The sequence below is a fragment of the Stenotrophomonas sp. FR010 genome (assembly GCF_047520755.2).
GTDB classification, from domain to species: domain Bacteria; phylum Pseudomonadota; class Gammaproteobacteria; order Xanthomonadales; family Xanthomonadaceae; genus Stenotrophomonas; species Stenotrophomonas sepilia.
In genome coordinates, this window is sequence record NZ_JAXBQT020000011.1 from 39,618 (window position 1) to 58,665 (window position 19,048).

14 protein-coding genes are annotated in these 19,048 nt (G+C 65.7%); 11 read left to right on the plus strand and 3 right to left on the minus strand.

Features of this window, described 5'->3' with window-relative positions; all coding sequences use genetic code 11:
* Nucleotides 1-453: 453 nt before the first annotated feature.
* The 3 genes from ACM0PK_RS11590 to ACM0PK_RS11600 all read right to left on the minus strand — a co-directional run bounded on the left by ACM0PK_RS11590 (nt 454) and on the right by ACM0PK_RS11600 (nt 4,797).
* Entirely contained in the window at nt 454-1,662 is a 1,209-nt protein-coding gene (locus ACM0PK_RS11590) for an acetyl-CoA C-acyltransferase (protein WP_005409292.1), read from the minus strand.
* Between the two features lie 69 nt (nt 1,663-1,731).
* Nucleotides 1,732-4,104, minus strand: a complete 2,373-nt coding sequence (locus tag ACM0PK_RS11595; protein WP_088496169.1) for a 3-hydroxyacyl-CoA dehydrogenase/enoyl-CoA hydratase family protein — start codon at nt 4,102-4,104, stop codon at nt 1,732-1,734.
* Nucleotides 4,105-4,143: 39 nt separating this feature from the next.
* Nucleotides 4,144-4,797 carry a TetR/AcrR family transcriptional regulator gene (locus tag ACM0PK_RS11600; protein ID WP_061477903.1) on the minus strand — a complete coding sequence of 218 codons (654 nt, stop codon included), beginning with the start codon at nt 4,795-4,797 and terminating at the stop codon, nt 4,144-4,146.
* 345 nt (nt 4,798-5,142) lie between these two features.
* Here ACM0PK_RS11600 and ndk point away from each other — a divergent pair, with 345 nt between their 5' ends.
* The 11 genes from ndk (at nt 5,143) to folD (ending at nt 18,866) form a co-directional block, all read left to right on the plus strand.
* A complete protein-coding gene (gene ndk / locus ACM0PK_RS11605) occupies nt 5,143-5,568 on the plus strand; it encodes a nucleoside-diphosphate kinase (RefSeq protein ID WP_005409295.1) in 426 nt (141 codons plus the stop codon).
* Between the two features lie 10 nt (nt 5,569-5,578).
* On the plus strand, nt 5,579-6,784 hold the full coding sequence (rlmN, locus tag ACM0PK_RS11610) for a dual-specificity RNA methyltransferase RlmN (protein WP_005409296.1): 1,206 nt from the start codon (nt 5,579-5,581) through the stop codon (nt 6,782-6,784).
* Nucleotides 6,771-7,556, plus strand: coding sequence for a type IV pilus biogenesis/stability protein PilW (pilW, locus tag ACM0PK_RS11615; RefSeq protein WP_061477902.1), 786 nt, complete (start codon nt 6,771-6,773; stop codon nt 7,554-7,556). Before rlmN ends, pilW begins: the two co-directional genes overlap by 14 nt.
* An 18-nt stretch (nt 7,557-7,574) precedes the next feature.
* Nucleotides 7,575-8,444: a RodZ domain-containing protein gene (locus ACM0PK_RS11620; protein WP_138953662.1), complete on the plus strand. Its 870-nt coding sequence runs from the start codon at nt 7,575-7,577 to the stop codon at nt 8,442-8,444.
* 65 nt (nt 8,445-8,509) lie between these two features.
* On the plus strand, nt 8,510-9,148 hold the full coding sequence (locus tag ACM0PK_RS11625; RefSeq protein WP_111007939.1) for a YfgM family protein: 639 nt from the start codon (nt 8,510-8,512) through the stop codon (nt 9,146-9,148).
* Nucleotides 9,148-10,356, plus strand: coding sequence for an outer membrane protein assembly factor BamB (gene bamB / locus ACM0PK_RS11630; RefSeq protein WP_111007940.1), 1,209 nt, complete (start codon nt 9,148-9,150; stop codon nt 10,354-10,356). The genes ACM0PK_RS11625 and bamB overlap by 1 nt, the downstream gene beginning before the upstream one ends.
* Before the next feature lie 18 nt (nt 10,357-10,374).
* A complete protein-coding gene (gene der / locus ACM0PK_RS11635) occupies nt 10,375-11,772 on the plus strand; it encodes a ribosome biogenesis GTPase Der (protein WP_005413118.1) in 1,398 nt (465 codons plus the stop codon).
* A gap of 347 nt (nt 11,773-12,119) precedes the next feature.
* A complete protein-coding gene (locus tag ACM0PK_RS11640; protein WP_414607720.1) occupies nt 12,120-13,613 on the plus strand; it encodes a hypothetical protein in 1,494 nt (497 codons plus the stop codon).
* A 322-nt stretch (nt 13,614-13,935) separates the two neighbouring features.
* Entirely contained in the window at nt 13,936-15,072 is a 1,137-nt protein-coding gene (gene moeB / locus ACM0PK_RS11645) for a molybdopterin-synthase adenylyltransferase MoeB (protein ID WP_414607719.1), read from the plus strand.
* A gap of 323 nt (nt 15,073-15,395) precedes the next feature.
* Complete coding sequence (locus tag ACM0PK_RS11650) at nt 15,396-17,228, plus strand: monovalent cation:proton antiporter-2 (CPA2) family protein (protein ID WP_414607718.1); 1,833 nt, start codon at nt 15,396-15,398, stop codon at nt 17,226-17,228.
* Nucleotides 17,229-17,987: 759 nt separating this feature from the next.
* Complete coding sequence (gene folD / locus ACM0PK_RS11655) at nt 17,988-18,866, plus strand: bifunctional methylenetetrahydrofolate dehydrogenase/methenyltetrahydrofolate cyclohydrolase FolD (protein ID WP_049402332.1); 879 nt, start codon at nt 17,988-17,990, stop codon at nt 18,864-18,866.
* The last annotated feature ends 182 nt before the right edge of the window (nt 18,867-19,048 follow it).

Consider the following 19,048-nt stretch of genomic DNA (forward strand, 5'->3'; position numbering starts at 1 on the left):
GTCAGCGCCTTCCTGCCAAAGTGGGGGAGGCGCGGGCAGTCCGCTGCAGGACACGCCGTAAACCCATCCCTGGGGGCTCGATGGCGCCATCCATGGCGCCAACGGTCCTGCAGCGGACTGCCCGCGCCTCTCGACAGTTTCCTGCGGGCGCGGACGGGAAGGGCGGAATCAAAGGCAGAAGCAAAGCAAAAAGGCAGCCACTGGCTGCCTTTTTTGCTTGTTGGGGTCAGATCCCTTTGCGCAGCAAAGGGATCTGACCCCGGCCTTTGACCCTGCCTTTGCTCATCCCTCCGCCGCGGGGAGGCTGGAAGGGCCGGGTTGGCAGGGCTGCCCGGGACCGTTGGCGCCATGGATGGCGCCATCGAGCCCCCATGGAAGGGTTCACGGCGTGTCCCGGGCAGCCCTGCCAACCCGACCCACGCCATGAAGCCCAACGAGGCAACGCCTTGAACCTTACAGCGCCTCGAAAATACCCGCCGCGCCCATGCCGGTGCCGATGCACATCGTCACCATGCCGTACTTCTGCTGGCGACGACGCAGGCCGTGCAGCAGGGTCGCGGTACGGATCGCGCCGGTCGCGCCCAGCGGATGGCCCAGGGCGATCGCGCCGCCCAGCGGGTTGACCTTGCTCGGGTCCAGGCCGCAATCGCGGATCACTGCCAGCGACTGCGCGGCGAAGGCTTCGTTCAGTTCAATCCAGTCCAGCTGGTCCTGGGTCAGGCCGGCCTGCTTCAGGGCCTTCGGGATCGCGGCGATCGGGCCGATGCCCATCACTTCCGGGCGCACGCCGGCCACCGAGAAGCTGACGAAACGGGCCAGCGGGGTCAGGCCGTAGTCCTTGATCGCCTGCTCCGAGGCCAGCAACACGGCACCGGCGCCATCGCTCATCTGCGACGAGTTGCCGGCGGTGACGGTGCCGCCGAACTGGCCGTTGCGGAACACCGGGCGCAGCTTGGCCAGGCCTTCAGCGGAGGAATCCGGGCGCGGGCCCTCGTCGGTGTCGGCGATCTTGTTGCGGGTGATGATGCGCTGGCCATCGGCCAGGTCCGGCAGGTGCGAGACGATCTCGTACGGGCTGATTTCGTCCTTGAACTCGCCGTTCTGGATCGCCGCCATGGCCTTCTGGTGCGAGGCCAGGGCGAACGCGTCCTGGTCTTCGCGCGAGACCTTCCACTCTTCGGCCACCTTCTCGGCGGTGATGCCCATGCCGTAGGCGATGGCGACGTGGTCGTTGTCGAACACGCTCGGTGCCATGGCGATCTTGTTGCCCATCATCGGCACCATCGACATCGACTCGGTACCGCCGGCCAGCATCAGGTCGGCGTTGCCCAGGCGGATCGCGTCGGCGGCCTGCGCCACGGCCTGCAGGCCAGAGGAGCAGAAGCGGTTCACGGTCTGTGCGGCGATGGTGTTCGGCAGGCCGGCCAGCAGCACGCCGATGCGCGCCACGTTCATGCCCTGCTCGGCTTCCGGCATGGCGCAGCCGATGATGGCGTCATCGATGCGGTTGACGTCCACGCCCGGGGCCTGGGCGACGACGCTGCGCAGCACGTGCGCAAGCATGTCGTCGGGGCGGGTGTTGCGGAACATGCCCTTGGGCGCCTTGCCAACCGGGGTACGGGTGGCGGCGACGATGTAGGCGTCCTGGATTTGCTTGGTCATTGCAATGATCTCTTGAATAGGGGTTGGAAGAGGTTGCCGGCCAGCGGCCGGCACTACCGATGTCTTCCGTCAGTTCCGCAGCGGCTTGCCGGTCTTGAGCATGTGCGCGATGCGGGCCTGGGTCTTTTCCTGCTGGGCCAGTTCGACGAAGTGCTTGCGCTCCAGGGTCAGCAGCCACTCTTCGTCCACCAGGGTGCCGCGATCGACCTTGCCGCCGCACAGCACGGTGGCGATGCGCTCGGCGATTTCGTAGTCGTACGGGCTGATGAAGCGGCCTTCCAGCATGTTGACCAGCATCATCTTGAAGGTGGCGATACCCACGTCCCCGGCGACCTGGATGCGGCGTGCAGGCAGCGGCGGACGGTAGCCGGCTTCGGCCAGGGCGCGTGCTTCGGCCTTGGCGATGTGCAGGGCCTCGTAGCTGTTGAACACCACCTTGTCGGTGCTGCGCAGCAGGCCCAGCTCCTTGGCGTTGACCGCCGAGTTGGACACCTTGGCCATCGCCACGGTCTCGAAGGTCTTCTTCAGTTCGGCGAACACGTCGCCACCCGGGCCCGCAGCCTGCGAGGCGCGCACCGCCAGTTCCTTCAGGCCGCCACCGGCCGGCAGCAGGCCGACACCGGCTTCGACCAGGCCGATGTAGCTTTCCAGGAAGGCCACGGTCTTGGCGCTGTGCATCTGGAACTCGCAGCCACCACCCAAGGCCAGGCCGCGCACGGCGGCCACCACCGGCACCAGCGAGTACTTGATGCGCTGGCTGGTGCGCTGGAAGTTGGCGACCATCTCTTCGAACTGGTCGACCTTGCCGGCCTGCAGCAGGCCCAGTGCACCGGCCAGGTCGGCACCGGCGGAGAAGGGTTCCTTCTGCTGCCAGATCACCAGGCCCTGGAAGTCCTTCTCGGCGCGGCTGACGCATTCCTGCAGGCCATCCAGCACCTGGTCGGACACGGTGTTCATCTTGGTCTTGAAGCTGACCACGGCGATGCCGTCACCGTCGTGCCACATGCGCAGGCCGTCGTTCTCGAACACGGTCTCGCCCGGCGCGAACTTCTCGCCCAGCAGCGGATCCGGGAAGCGCTGGCGCTGGTACACCGGCAGCGACGAACGCGGCAGCTTGGCGTTGCGCGACGGGCTGTAGCTGCCCTCGGCGGCGTGCACGCCATCGCGGCCATCGAACACCCAGTCCGGCAGCGGTGCGTTGCTCATGCTCTTGCCGGCCACGATGTCATCGGCGATCCACTGCGCGACCTGCTTCCAGCCGGCGGCCTGCCAGGTTTCGAACGGGCCCAGCGACCAGCCGTAGCCCCAGCGGATGGCCAGGTCGACGTCGCGCGCGGTCTCGGCGATGTCGGCCAGGTGGTAGGCGCTGTAGTGGAACAGGTCGCGGAAGGTCGCCCACAGGAACTGCGCCTGCGGGTGCTGGCTTTCCCGCAGCTTGGCGAACTTCTCGGCCGGGTTCTTGATCTTCAGGATCTCGACCACTTCCGGGGCGGCGGTGCGGTCGGCCGGGCGGTAGTCCTGCTTCTCCAGGTCCAGCACGACGATGTCCTTGCCGACCTTGCGGAAGATGCCGGCGCCGGTCTTCTGGCCCAGCGCGCCCTTGGCAATCAGCGCGTCCAGCCACTTCGGCGACTTGAAGAATTCATGCCACGGGTCATTCGGAAGGGTGTCGCCCATGGTCTTGATGACGTGCGCCATGGTGTCCAGGCCGACCACGTCCGAGGTGCGGTAGGTGGCCGACTTCGGGCGGCCGACCAGGGGGCCGGTCAGGCCGTCCACTTCGTCGAAGCCCAGGCCGAACTGCTGGGTATGGTGGATGGTCGACAGGATCGAGAACACGCCGATGCGGTTGCCGATGAAGTTCGGGGTGTCCTTGGCGTACACCACGCCCTTGCCCAGGGTGGTGACCAGGAAAGCTTCCAGGCCTTCCAGCACGGCGGCATCGGTGGTGGTGGCCGGGATCAGCTCGGCCAGGTGCATGTAGCGCGGCGGATTGAAGAAGTGCACGCCGCAGAAGCGGTGGCGCAGCTGCTCGGGCAGCACGTCGGCGAGCTTGTTGATGCCCAGGCCCGAGGTATTGGAGGCCAGCACCGCGTGGTCGGCCACGAACGGGGCGATCTTCTTGTACAGGTCCTGCTTCCAGTCCATGCGCTCGGCGATGGCCTCGATGATCAGGTCGCAGTCCTTCAGCTGCTCCAGGCCGGACTCGTAGTTTGCCGGGGTGATGGCTTCGGCAAGCGACTTGCTGGCCAGCGGCGCGGGACTCAGCTTGCCCAGGTTGGCGATCGCCTTCAGCACGATGCCGTCGGCCGGACCTTCCTTTGCAGGCAGGTCGAACAGCACGGTGTCGACGCCGGCGTTGGTGAGGTGGGCGGCGATCTGGGCACCCATGACGCCGGCACCCAGCACGGCGGCGCGGCGGACTAGCAGGGAATTGGACATGGTGTAGGGCCTTTGTTGGTCAGCAGTTACTGGGTGGAATCAAACGGAAGCGGGCAGGGCGCTGGCGCGTGCGGCGGCGCGGAACCCGGCTTCGGCGAAATGGATCAGTTCGTGGGCGGCATGGGCACGATGCGCCGCTTCGGTGACACCGGCGGGACGCTTGATCAGCCCGAAGTCGGCCATGGCATAGGTGAGCGAGCCGGCCAGGAAGTCCAGGCGCCAGTACAACTCTTCCTTGCTCAGGCCGGGCACGCACTCGCCGATGGCCTTGCCGAACGCACGCAGCACGTGGCCGTAGTGGTCAGACAGGAACTTGCGCAGGTTGTCGTTCTTCTCAGCGTAGGCGCGGGCGATCACGCGCACGAAGGCGCCGCCGTTCTGGCGGTCCTGGGCCAGCGCCAGGGCCGGCTCGACGAAGGCGGCCAGCACCGGGCGCAGTTCGCCAGGGTGCTCGGCGCGGGCGCGTTCGAGCTGAGACAGGCGGGCGCCGGTCATCTCGTCCATGCGGCGGCGGAACACCTCGTTGACCAGGTTTTCCTTGGAGCCGAAGTGGTAGTTGACCGCCGCGATGTTGACGTCGGCCTGGCTGGTGACCTGGCGCAGCGACGTGCCGGCGAAGCCGTGCTGCGCGAACAGCTCCTCCGCCGCGCCGAGGATCCGGTCCTTGGTCGAGAAGTGTGCGGGCTTGGCCATCGGTGGGCGGACCTTAATCAAACGATTGTTTGATACTAGAACCAGACGGTAGCGTATGGCATTTTGCAGTGCAGCAAAATTGCCCGGGCCGGTCAGATTTCACTCAGGTGGGTGAATGGGTGGATCTGAACCTGTAGAGCCGAGCCCATGCTCGGCTGCTCTTCGGCCCAAAGGCCAGCCGAGCATGGGCTCGGCTCTACAGGAGGGCCGCAGGCCCTCTACCACCCAGCCGCGTTATCTTTTACAATTCGCCTACGTTTATCAGGCTAAGCCCGCGTCCCGACGCGGGTTTTTTTCATGTTACCCTTCGGGCCATCAGCGGCCCGATTCCATTGGAGACATCCCATGGCGCTGGAGCGCACCCTTTCGATCATCAAGCCGGACGCCGTTGCCAAGAACGTCATCGGCGAAATCTACGCCCGCTTCGAGAAGGCCGGCCTGAAGGTCGTGGCCGCCAAGTACAAGCAGCTGTCCCGCCGTGAAGCCGAAGGCTTCTACGCCGTGCACCGCGAGCGTCCTTTCTTCAACGCGCTGGTCGAGTTCATGATCTCCGGCCCGGTGATGATCCAGGCCCTGGAAGGCGAGAACGCCGTCCTGGCCCACCGCGACCTGCTGGGCGCCACCAACCCGAAGGAAGCCGCGCCGGGCACCATCCGCGCCGACTTCGCCGAATCCATCGATGCCAATGCCGCCCACGGCTCGGACTCGGTCGAGAATGCCGCGATTGAGATCGCCTACTTCTTCGCCGCCACCGAAGTCGTCTCGCGCTGAGAGTAATGCCGTGAACGAGGTCGTACAGTCCCCCGCCATCCAGCCGCTGCCGAAGTCGGCACCCACGGCTGGCAAGCAGAACCTGCTCGACCTCGATCGCGCGGGCCTGGAGAAGTTTTTCGTCGAGGTCCTCGGCGAAAAGAAGTTCCGTGCCCATCAGGTGATGAAGTGGATCCACCATCGCTACGTCACCGACTTTGATGAAATGACCGACCTCGGCAAGGTCCTGCGCGCCAAGCTGCAGGCCCATGCCGAGGTGCTGGTTCCGAACATCGTGTTCGACAAGCCCTCCGCCGACGGCACCCACAAGTGGCTGCTGGCGATGGGCGTGGATGGCAAGAACGCCATCGAGACCGTGTACATCCCGGACAAGACCCGCGGCACGCTGTGCGTGTCCTCGCAGGTCGGTTGCGGCCTGAACTGCACGTTCTGCTCCACCGCCACCCAGGGCTTCAACCGTAACCTGACCACCGCCGAGATCATCGGCCAGGTGTGGGTTGCCGCACGCCACCTGGGCAACGTGCCGCACCAGATGCGCCGCCTCACCAACGTGGTGATGATGGGCATGGGCGAGCCGCTGATGAATTTCGACAACGTCGTGCGCGCCATGAGTGTGATGCGCGACGACCTGGGCTACGGCCTGGCCAACAAGCGCGTGACCCTGTCGACCTCTGGCCTGGTGCCGCAGATCGACCGCCTGTCTGCCGAAAGCGACGTGTCGCTGGCGGTGTCGCTGCATGCGCCGAACGACGCGCTGCGCGAGACGCTGGTGCCGCTCAACAAGAAGTACCCGATCGCCGAGCTGATGGCCTCGTGTGCACGCTACCTGCGCGCCAACAAGCGCCGCGAGTCGGTCACCTTTGAATACACCCTGATGAAGGGCATCAACGACAAGCCTGAGCATGCCCGGGAGCTGGCCCGCCTGATGCGCCAGTTCGACAACGCGGTGCAGGCCAAGGATTCGGGCAAGGTCAACCTGATCCCGTTCAACCCGTTCCCGGGCACCCGCTACGAGCGTTCGGAAGAAGCGCACATCCGCGCCTTCCAGAAGATCCTGCTCGACAGCAACGTGCTGACCATGGTCCGCCGCACCCGTGGCGACGACATCGATGCCGCCTGTGGCCAGCTCAAGGGCCAGGTAATGGACCGCACCCGCCGCCAGGCGGAGTTCAACAAGACGCTGCAGGCGGGGAAGGGGAGCGATGCCGCGGCCTGACCGCCTCTGGCTGGTTCTGTTCGCGGGCGTGCTGGCCGTTGCGGTCGGCGGCTGCAAATCCCATCCCAAGGCCAAGCTTGGGCCGAGCCAGGCGCCGGTCTATTCGGTGGCTGACCCGGAAAGCGTGCGGCGCGAAGTGCGCTGGCGCGACCTGTTGACCCTGGCGACCCGTGACATGCAGGTCGGCAATCTCGACGCCGCCGAGCGCAAGGTGCGCGAAGCGCTGAAGCTGGCGCCCGAGGCGCCCGATGCGCTGGTGCTGCAGGCCGGCATCGATGACCGTCGTGGCCGCACCCGCCAGGCGGGCGAGAATTTCCGCAAGGCCGCCGAGCTGGCGCCGCAGCGCGGAGATGTGCTCAACAACTACGGTGCCTGGTTGTGCCAGCAGGGCCAGCCGGCCGAATCGCTGGTCTGGTTCGACCGGGCGCTGCAGGCGCCGGGCTATGCCACCCCGGGCGAAGCGCAGGCCAATGCCGGCAGTTGCGCACTGGACGCTGGGCAGCTCGAACGTGCCGAGCGCGACCTGCGCGCGGCACTCGTCGCGGCGCCGGCCAACCCGGTGGCGCTGGAGTCGATGGCCCAGCTGAGCTTCCGCCAGGGCCGCTACATGGAGGCCCGGGCCTTCGCCGAACGTAGGATTGCGGCTGCACCCGCAACGCGTTCCGTGTTACAACTTGCGTCTCAAATCGAAGCGAGGCTGGGCGATCGGGCGGCATCTGATCGCTATCTGCAGCGGATTCGACAGGAATTTCCGCAGGATGCGGGCTCCTAACTCCAGGGTTGATGCACTGTGATTGATGACCAGACTGTGAGCGCTCTCGAGACTGCGGCCGGCTGCGGCACCCGCCTGCGCCAGGCCCGTGAAGCGGCCGGACTGACCCTCGAAGATGTCGGCTCGCGCCTGCGCATGCCGGTCCAGGTGGTCAAGTCCCTGGAAGAGGAACAATGGCAGAAGCTGGGGGCGCCGGTGTTCGTGCGCGGCCAGCTGCGCAGCTATGCGCGCCTGCTCGACGTGGACGTGGGCGAGCTGCTGGAGCAGGCCCAGGTCGGCCCGGTGGTTCCGCCCACCCTGGTCAGCCATACCCATACCCCGCGTGCGCGCCGCATCGCCGAGAACCTCGGCCGGCGCGTGCTGTATGTCGGCATCACCGCCGTGCTGGCGGTGCCGGTGTGGTTCGCCACCCGTGGCCACTTCGACGGCAGCGCGACCCCGTCGCCGAGCACCGCCTCGCTGGACGTGATCCCGGCCGCCGTGCCGGTCACGCCGTCCTCAGCCGGCAGCGAGATGGCCGCCCCGGCCGAAGCGACCACGGCTCCGGCCAGCAAGCCGGCGGCCACCCCTTACGTCGCCTCGCTGGCCCCGGTGCCGCGCCCGGCGCCGGCCCCGGCTGCCGGCAATGCGCTGGAAATGCAGTTCAGCGGCGACAGCTGGGTCGACATCGGCGGCCCGGACGGCAGCACCGTCGAGAAGGCACTGATCAAGTCCGGCGAGACCCGCAGCTTCACGCCGGGCCAGGTGACCCGGGTGACCCTGGGCAACGCTTCGGCGGTCCAGGTTCAGCAGAACGGCGCTATCGTCGATCTGACCCCCTACCAGCGAGCCAACGTGGCACGCTTTCAGGTATCCTCTGAAGGCTCCGTAGTCCCGGTTTCGCACTGAGGCGCGGTTTCACCACCTTCGATTAAACCCAATGGTCCCTCCCGACGGGTGGGGCGAGAGTACGCATGGCGATCGACGATCTGCTCGACGAGCACGAACAAAGTGAACGCGTCCGCAGCTGGCTGCGGAAGAATGGCGCCAGCATCCTCGGTGGCGTAGTCATCGCCATCGGTGCCATTGCCGGCTGGCAGTGGTACCAGAAGGATCAGGGCAGCAAGCTGGCCTCGGCCAATGTCGAGTACCAGAAGGCCCTGCAGGGCCTGCAGCAGAACAAGCTTGACGACGCCGCCAAGGCGGTCAAGGCGCTCGAAGCCGGCCCGTCCAGCATCTACGGCGACCTCGCGGCGCTGCAGCTGGCCAAGGCCCAGGTCGACGCCGGCAAGAACGAAGAGGCACTGGCCACCTTGCGCAACGTGAAGGTCGAAGGCGACCTGCAGCGCGTGGTCGACCAGCGTGTGGCCCGCCTGCTGGTGGCCACTGGCAAGAGCGACGAGGCCATCAAGCTGCTGGGCAGCGCCACCGACAGCAGCAGCCTGGAAATCCATGGCGATGCGCTGATGGCGCAGGGCAAGCGCGATGAGGCCCGTGCACAGTACGAGAAGGCGCTGAAGACGCTGGACGTGGCAGCGCCGCAGCGGCGCCTGCTGGAAACCAAGGTTATGGACGCCGGCGGCACCGTTGCCGCCCCTGCGGAGTCGGTTTGATGAGTCAGAAGGTCATGATCACCCGCGTCGCCACCGTGCTCCTGATGGGCATGGCCCTGACCGGCTGCGGCACCATGAAGGGCTGGTTCGCCGGCAAGGACGCGGCGGCGAAGAAGGCACAGGAACCGGCTGAGCTGGTCAAGTTCGAGCCGACCGTGAAGGTCAGCAAGATCTGGTCGGTCAACCTCGGCAAGGGCGAGCGTCGCATCGGTGTGCGCCAGGGCCCGGCGGTGGCCAACGGCCACGTGTTCGCTGCGGCGATCACCGGTGGCGTGCACGCCATCGACCTGCAGACCGGCAAGAAGGTCTGGACCTGGGAGCCGAAGAAGGAAAAGAAGAAGGCCAAGCTGCGCTTGTCCGGCGGCCCGGGTGTCGGTGAGAACCTGGTCGTGATCGGCACGCTGGATGGCCAGGTCATCGCGCTGGACATCAACGACGGCAGCGAGAAGTGGCGCGCCCGTGTTCCGGGTGAAGTGATCGCCGCGCCGGCCGTTGCCCAGGGCATGGTCTACGTGCGCAGCAACGACGGTCGTGTGACCGCCTTCGATGTCGGCAACGGCACCCAGAAGTGGTTCAACCCGAGCGAGCTGCCGGCGCTGACCGTGCGCGGCAACGCGCCGGTGGTGACCGGCCCGGGCGTGCTGTTCATCGGCAAGGACGAGGGCGCGGTTGCGGCCCTGGCCCAGCAGGATGGCCGCACGCTGTGGGAACAGAACCTCGGCAACGGCGAAGGCCGCACCGAGCTGGAGCGCATGGCGGACGTCGACGGCGCACCGGTGCTCGACGGCAACACCCTGTACGTGAGCAGCTTCAAGAACCAGACCATGGCCATCGAAGGCCCGACCGGTCGCCCGCTGTGGGCGCGCGACCATGGCGGTGCCGGTGGCGTGGCGGTATCGTCCGGCAATGTGTTCGTGACCGACAACAAGGGCGGCGTGTTCGGCCTGGACAAGGCCAGCGGCGCAGCCATGTGGTCGCAGACGGCACTGGCCCGTCGCTCCCTGACCGGCCCGGCACTGCACGGCGACTACGTCGTGGTCGGTGACTACAAGGGATACGTGCACTGGTTGCAGACCTCCGATGGTGCGATGGCGGCACGGGCAAAAAGTGGCGGCGACGCCCTGCTGGCCCAGCCGGTCGTCGTCGACGGGGTGCTGCTGGTGCAGAACGTGGATGGCAAGCTGACCGCCTTCCGGTTGGCAAACTAAAAAATTGGAGTAATCGCGATGCTGCCTCTGGTCGCCCTGGTTGGACGGCCGAATGTCGGCAAGTCGACTATTTTCAATGCGCTTACGCGCACCCGTGACGCGCTGGTCCATGACCAGCCCGGCGTCACCCGCGACCGCAACTACGGTGTCTGCCGCCTCGACGAGGACAACCATTTCCTCGTCGTGGATACCGGCGGTATCGCCGGGGAAGACGAAGGCCTGGCCGGCGCCACCACGCGCCAGGCCCGGGCGGCGGCTGCCGAAGCGGACCTGATCCTGTTCGTTGTCGATGCCCGCGAGGGTACGTCGGCGCTGGACGACGAGATCCTGGCCTGGCTGCGCAAGCTGTCGCGCCCGACGCTGCTGCTGATCAACAAGATCGACGGCACCGACGAGGACAGCGTGCGTTCCGAGTTCGCCCGCTATGGCTTCGGCGAGATGCTGACCGTCTCGGCCGCGCATCGCCAGGGCCTGGACGACCTGCTGGACGAAGTGATCCAGCGCCTGCCGGAAGAAGGCAGCGGCGAAGAGCTGGACAACGACCCGAACCGCATCCGCATCGCCTTCGTCGGCCGCCCGAACGTGGGCAAGTCGACCCTGGTCAACCGCATCCTGGGCGAGGAGCGCATGATCGCCTCCGACGTGCCGGGTACCACCCGCGACTCGATCGCGGTGGACCTGGAGCGCGACGGCCGTGAGTACCGCCTGATCGACACCGCCGGCCTGCGCCGTCGTTCGCGCGTGGACGAGGTCGTCGAGAAGTTCTCGGTGGTCAAGACCATGCAATCGATCGAGCAGTGCCAGGTGGCCGTGCTGATGCTCGACGCCACCGAAGGCGTGACCGACCAGGACGCGACCGTGCTCGGTGCCGTGCTCGATGCCGGCCGCGCGCTGGTGATCGCCATCAACAAGTGGGATGGCCTGACCGAGTACCAGCGCGAGCAGGCCGAGACCATGCTGTCGCTGAAGCTGGGCTTCGTGCCGTGGGCCGAGTCGGTGCGCATCTCGGCCAAGCACGGCTCGGGCCTGCGCGAGCTGTTCCGCGCGGTGCATCGTGCGCACGAATCGGCGAACAAGACCTTCACCACCAGCGAAGTGAACAAGGCGCTGGAAGTGGCCTACGAGACCAACCCGCCGCCGACCATCCGCGGCCATGTCTCCAAGCTGCGCTATGTGCACCCGGCCGGTTCCAACCCGCCGACCTTCATCGTGCACGGCACGCGCCTGAAGGAGCTGCAGGAGTCGTACAAGCGCTACCTGGAGAACTTCTTCCGCAAGCGCTTCAAGCTGATCGGCACGCCGGTGAGCTTCATCTTCCGCGAGGGTACCAACCCGTACGAGGGCAAGAAGAACGTCCTCACCGAGCGGCAGGTCAAGGCAAAGCGGCGCTTGATGAAGCACGTCAAGGGCAAGTGATTCACGGGAAGGCGGCCGCAGGGCCGCCTTTTTCGTTTGAACGCACCATGATGGAGCACTTGCCCAAGGAAATCTGATGGGCGTTGGCAGTGGGCTTGGTGCTTTGGGTCGCGTTGCCTGTCTGGGACGGGCGGCTGGAGACTGGTGATCGACGCCTGAAATCCTGCTGTTCGCCGGTTTCAATGGCGCAGGGATGCACGGCAATGTGCAGTACGCGGAGCTCGGGTCGCGGGCATGCAATTGCCCAGTCATGTTGCTTCGTCGAACGTGTCATCCTTCATTGAGCTCACAAGCAAACAGCTCACAAGTAAACAGAGGGAGTATGGACGCGCATGTCGCAGCCAAGCATGGATATGGAGCTTTCGAATGTGTCTATCGTGACCAAGGTCTACAGTTGGCGCGGTGTGCATGTCGCTTATCAGGCCAATAGTTCCTGGATTCCTTGCGCCGAAGGAAATCGGCATTTTCAGACTCTCCGTGAAAGAATTGCAAACAAGATCTGCGAAGAAGTAGAGCCTCATATCACGTGTGCTACTAAGGTCTATTCTTCTGATGGGCGCGTCACAGGATATGACTGGGACGGGGGCTTTATTCCTCATGAATCCCAGAATCATCTGTTCCAACTCCTTCGCGCAGCGATCGAATCTGGAGTTTGCCGGGTAAATGAACCCCTAGTGGTCGATGCGCGTATCTCAAAGATCGATAGCCTTATTTTTTGCGTCGTTCTGGAACGGGGGTGGCAGCATCTGGCAGGTCGGCTGGAGACGTTGATTGAACATCGAGCCAGCCCCGAAAGTGATCCAGTCGCATTGCAGGTGCGGCTCCACAATCTGCCGGCCGAAGCGGGTGATGTATTTCCCTTGGTCTGCGAAGCAGTGGGAGCCGAGCTGCCGGAGCATCCGATTCCTCTGAGAGTCCTCAAGGCAGCGATGATCGAGATAGAGATCTCTGCTAAACAGTTACTCAAGATTTTCAGGGGGGAGCTTGCGCGCATCGAGGAGCGGGTCGCGCCTTTTGTGAGTGATCAGTTAGAGCAGCATTTGGCGCGCTCGGGAAGAAGCAAGGCAAGGGGGCCATCAATCGATTGGCTGATTCATATGGCTCCCTATTACCTCACCTACGTCATTGCTGATGCAGCCAATGTTGCGCTTCAAGCGTTCGCACTTGAGTATGGGGGGAACGTGCCTGGGCACGTAACAGAAGATGCGCTGTTACGTTCTAATCTCACATTTGCGAGACGCGACGACGGCCAGATAAGGATTCAGGGGTTTGCGAGCCAGAACGATGCTTCGTTTCAGGTTCAAGGGCGTTGGGAGGGGAGAGCGGCTTTATCAACCGTATCCGGCGAACATGGCCGCAGGGTTGTCGATCTTGGATTCGTTTCTTCTCGGGCTCGGCAGCTCTTCCAGTCAGGGTTTGCGGCGGAGGCTTTGGTCGTCGTGAACGCAGCCTTTGAAGTAGTGGTCGAGCGTTATCTTGTCCTTGCCGTGGCGAGCGACATCGGTGCAGTAGAAGAGGTGAAGATCCAAGGGCACCGGCAACACCTCAGATTGCTACATAAGGTCGTTTCAGCCGAAACAGAGCCGAACTTGCGAGGCGCGGAATTTAAGGAGTTCGTTTCGGTGATGATTGAGGTGAATGCGATGCGCAATGACTACCTCCATCAGCTGGTGCCTCCCAGCCGAGATCCCTGGAAGCTTGCAAAGCTTGATCGAATTGTGGGGCGCGTGCTGCCGTTTCTAACGGATCCGTTTCGCACAATGAGTACTCTCGGTTGTCTTCTTCAACATGGTGTACCGCAACAGGAGACAACAAGCCTTCTTCTGGCCGAGCTCAAATAGTTGAGGCGGTCAGGTGCATGGGCAGCTGTTGCCGCCAGTCTACGAGGGTATCTCCTCAGCCGGCTTCGGCCCTCGTTGGTGCCGGATACAGAACGCTACTGAATTCGCCCAGCGCCTAATGGACATCGACAGGGTAGCAATTCCCAAAGTGGATAATGGGCGGAAGTCCAGCGGCTGCATGCAGGACCGCCAGTGCGACCCGCGTGGTTTCCGCAGCCGGGGAAGGCAGGTGGCGCATCATGGCGTATCTTGGGGTCCGAACCCTCTTATGTGAACAGGGTTCGGACCCTGTGCCTGGCCGTACTTTTGCGATAATTCGTGCATGAGCATCCAAGAGCTTTCCCCCGCGCAGGCACGCGAGCGCCTGGCCCACGGCGCGGTGCTGATCGATGTGCGCGAGGCGCATGAACGGGCCGGCGGGATGGCCGAGGGCGCGCGCGGCGTGGCCAAGGGCGAGCTGCAGGCCGACCCGGCCGCGCATCTGCCGCGGCACGATCAGGAAATCCTGCTGATCTGCCAGAGCGGCAAGCGCTCGGCCGATGCCGCGCAGTTCCTGCTGGAGGCCGGCTACACAAACGTCGCTTCCGTGACGGGCGGTACCGTGGCCTGGCGCGAGCAGTCGCTGCCCTTGGTGCAGCCGCTGGCCAGCGCCGCCGACCGCGATTTCTTTGATCGCTATTCGCGGCATCTGCTGCTGCCACAGGTGGGCGAGGCCGGCCAGCGTCGGCTGCAGCAATCACGCGTGCTGGTGCTGGGCGCGGGCGGCCTGGGTGCGCCAGCCGGCTTCTATCTGGCCGCCGCCGGGGTAGGGCACCTGCGCTTTGCCGACCACGACCGCGTGGAGCGCAGCAACCTGCACCGGCAGATCGTGCATACCGAAGCCAGCGTCGGCCAGCTCAAGGTCGATTCCGCTCGCGAGCGCCTGCTGGCGCTGAATCCCTCCATCGAGGTCGAGGCGGTCCCGGAGCGGGTGACCTCTGAGAACGTGGATGCGCTGCTCGAGGGCGTGGACGTTGTGCTGGATGGCTCGGACAACTTCCCGCTGCGCTACCTGCTCAACGACGCCTGCATCAAGCACGCCAAACCGCTGGTGTATGCCGCCATCGAGCGCTTTGACGGCCAGGTAAGCGTGTTTGACGCCGGCCGCCAGCGCGGCGTGGCACCTTGCTATCGCTGCCTGTTCCCCGAGCCGCCGCCTCCAGAGTTTGCGCCGAATTGTTCCGAGGCTGGTGTACTGGGCGTGCTGCCTGGCCTGGCCGGCGTGCTGCAGGCCACCGAGGTGCTGAAGCTGCTGCTGGGCATTGGCGAGCCGCTGGTGGGTCGGCTGCTGCGCTTCGATGCGCTGGGCATGCGCTTCCGCGAGACCGGCATCCGGCCGGACCCGCACTGCCCGGTGTGCGCGCCTGGTGTGCCGTTCCCGGGATATATCGATTACGCCGCGTTCTGCCGGGGTGGGTGAACCCGGCCGGGGATTCATCCACGCATGGCGTGGATCTACCGGGGCGCGGCGGTTGTGCGTCATCCACGCATGGCGTGGATCTACTGTAGAGCCGAGCCCATGCTCGGCTGCTTCTGGCCTCGGCACGAAGAGCAGCCGAGCGTGGGCTCGGCTCTACAGGTCATGGCGCCCACCCAAGCATGTGCATGGTTTCGGGATGATGCTGGGAGTCACTCCCTGCATCGTTCCACTTCCAAGACAATCCGGCGCAACATGCGTGCTATTGCCGTCATCGGCATTGCTCTATTGTTGAACCCGATTCTGGATCTTGGGGAACACACCGCATGGCGGTAGAAGCAGCGACCAGCGAGCTGGTCAAGGTCGTGGCCCTGTTGGGCGCGGCGGTGGTGATGGTGCCTTTGTTCCGCCGGGCCGGCCTGGGCTCGGTGCTGGGCTACTTCGCCGCTGGCCTGGCGATCGGACCGTTCGGGCTGGGCTGGTTCTCCGACCCGCAGGCGATCCTGCATACCGCCGAGCTCGGCGTGGTGATGTTCCTGTTCGTGATCGGCCTGGAAATGCGGCCCTCGCACCTGTGGAGCCTGCGCAAGGAAATCTTCGGGCTGGGCACGCTGCAGATCGTCACCTGCGCGCTGGTGCTGACCAGCATCGCCAAGCTGTTCGGCCTGCCGTGGCAGGTGGCCTTCATCGGTGCCACCGGTTTCGTACTCACGTCCACCGCAGTAGTGATGCAGCTGTTGGCCGAGCGCGGCGACATTGCGCTGCCGTCGGGGCAGAAGATCGTCTCCATCCTGCTGTTCGAAGATCTACTGATCGTGCCGTTGCTGGCGCTGGTGGCCTGGATGGGCCCCAGTGCGGGCAGTGCCGATGGCGAGGGTTCGCGCTGGCTGTCGGTGGCGATCGGTGTGGGTGCCATCGTCGGCCTGGTGCTGGTCGGCCGCTTCCTGCTCAACCCGCTGTTCCGCGTGCTGGCCGAATCGAAGGCGCGCGAGGTGATGACCGCCGCCGCGCTGCTGGTGGTGCTGGGCGCGGCGCTGCTGATGCAGCTGTCGGGCCTGTCGATGGCGATGGGCGCGTTCCTGGCCGGCGTGCTGCTGAGCGAGTCGACCTTCCGCCACCAGATCGAAGCGGACATCGAGCCGTTCCGCGGCATCCTGCTGGGCCTGTTCTTCCTCAGCGTCGGCATGGCGCTGGACCTGGGCGTGGTGGCCGGCAACTGGCAGCTGATCCTCGGCCTGGTGCTGGCGTTGATGGCGGCCAAGGCGCTGTGCATCTACGTGGTCGCGCGCATCATGGGCAGCGACCACGCGCAGGCGCTGGACCGCGGCGTGCTGATGGCGCAGGGCGGCGAGTTCGCCTTCGTGCTGTTTTCCGCCGCCGCCTCGGCCGGCGTGATCAACCTGGAGATCAATGCCAACTTCACCGCCGTGGTGGTGCTGTCGATGGCGCTGACGCCGCTGGTGGTGCTGGTCTACAAGCGCATCGCGCCGAAGCCGACGGTGAACATGGATGGCGTGGACGAGGCCGACGGCCTGTCCGGCAGCGTGCTGCTGATCGGCTTCGGTCGCTTCGGCCAGGTCGCCAGCCAGTCGCTGCTGGCGCGCGACGTGGACGTGACCATCATCGACAACGATGTGGAGATGATCCAGAGCGCGGCGCGCTTCGGTTTCAAGATCTACTACGGCGACGGTACGCGACTGGACGTGCTGCATGCCTCGGGCGCGGCGACCGCGCGTGCGATTGCGGTGTGCGTGGACAAGGCCGAGGCGGCTGATCGCATTGTTGAGCTGGTGTCGCACGAGTTCCCGCAGGCCAAGCTGATGGTGCGCTCGTTCGACCGCGAGCATTCGCTGCGGTTGATCCATGCCGGCGTCGATTTCCAGATCCGCGAGACGTTTGAATCGGCGGTGCTGTTCGGCCAGGCCGCGCTGGTGGAACTGGGTGCGGACGAAGACGATGCGGTGGAGATTGCCGAGCAGATCCGTCGCCGCGATGCCGAGCGCTTCGAGCTGGAAATTGCCGGTGGTGGTCTGAATGCCGGGGCCAAGATGGTGTTCGGCAATTCCGGCCAGGGCGTGCCGACGCCGACGCCGTTCACCGCGCCGAAGCGGGCAAGCAAGACGTTGAACCCGCAGGACGTGCCGGAAGAGGAAGAGTAGAGCCGAGCGTAGGCGCGGCTCTACAAGGGCGGGGCGGTCGGTTGTAGAGCCGAGCCCATGCTCGGCTGCTCTTCGGTCAGGTTGCGAAAAAGCCGCGCTGCGCGCGTGAGCCGAGCGTAGGCTCGGCTCTACACGGGCGGGGCGGTCGGTTGTAGAGCCGAGCCCATGCTCGGCTGCTCTTCGGTCAGGTTGCGAAAAAGCCGCGCTGCGCGCGTGAGCCGAGCGTAGGCTCGGCTCTACACGGGCGGGGCGGTCGGTTGTAGAGCCGAGCCCATGCTCGGCTGCTCTTCGGTCAGGTTGCGAAAAAGCCTCGCTGCGCGCGTGAGCCGAGCGTAGGCTCGGCTCTACAAGGGCGGGCGGATCGGTTGTAGAGCCGAACCCACGCTCGGCTGCTCTTCGGCCGGGTTGCGATAAAGCCGCGCTGCGCGCGTGAGCCGAGCGTAGGCTCGGCTCTACAAGGGCGGGCGGATCGGTTGTAGAGCCGAACCCATGCTCGGCTGCTCTTCGGCCGGGTTGCGATAAAGCCGCGCTGCGCGCGTGAGCCGAGCGTAGGCTCGGCTCTACAAGGGCGGGTCGGACGGTTGTAGAGCCGAGCCGATGCTCGGCTGCTCTTCGGCCGGGTTGCGAAAAAGGCGCGCTGCGCGCGTGAGCCGAGCGTAGGCTCGGCTCTACAGGGGCGGGTCGGTCGATGCCGTGGCGGTGGGCGAGGGGGCCTGAATCAGGGACAATAGCGTCCCCGCCGCCCCACGCCTGCCCCCGATGACCGATTCCGCCCCCCAGCATCCTGCCCGCATCCTTGATGGCCGCCGCATCGCCGAGGACCTGCTCGACAGCCTGAAGGTGCGCGTCGACGCCCGCGTGGCCGCCGGTGGCAGCCGCCCGGGCCTGGCCGTGGTGCTGGTGGGTGGCGACCCGGCCTCGACCGTATACGTGCGCAACAAGCGCCGTGCCGCCGAGAAGGTCGGCATCGAAGCACATGACTACGACCTGCCGGCCGGTACCACCGAAGCCGAGCTGCTCGACCTGATCGACCAGCTCAACGCCGATCCGAAGATCAACGGCATCCTGATCCAGCTGCCGCTGCCTGGCATCCCCGACGCGCGCCGGCTGATCCAGCGCATCGACCCGCGCAAGGACGTGGACGGCTTCCACCCGGAAAACGTCGGCCACCTGGCCCTGCGCGAGTTCGGCCTGCGCCCGTGCACCCCGCGCGGCATCACCACGCTGCTGGGCCACACCGACCAGCCGGTGCGCGGCCGCAACGCCACCATCGTGGGCGTCAGCAACCACGTCGGCCGCCCGATGGGCCTGGAGCTGCTGATCGCCGGCTGCACCGTGACCAGCTGCCACAAGTTCACCCCCAAGGACGTGCTGGAACAGGCCGTGCGCAACGCCGACATCCTGGTGGTGGCGGTCGGTCGCCCGGGCATCGTGCCGGGCGAGTGGGTGAAGCCGGGCGCGGTGGTGATCGATGTGGGTATCAATCGCTTGGATGACGGCCGCCTGGTGGGCGACGTCGGGTTTGAGGCCGCCGCCCAGCGGGCCAGCTGGATCACCCCGGTGCCGGGTGGCGTGGGCCCGATGACCGTGGCCACGTTGATGCAGAACACCCTGGAAGCGGCGGAAGCGCTGAGCTGACCTGCGGTTGGGGAGATCTGCTGTTGGTGGGTGCCGACCGTTGGTCGGCGCAATGCTGGGGCACAGGTGTCTGAAGGGCAGTGCGGACCAACGGTCCGCACCCACCAAAGGCAGGCCGATGACTCGCTCCTGGTAGGTGCCAACCAAAGTTGGCACCTACCACAGGCGCTCCAGGGCTGGCC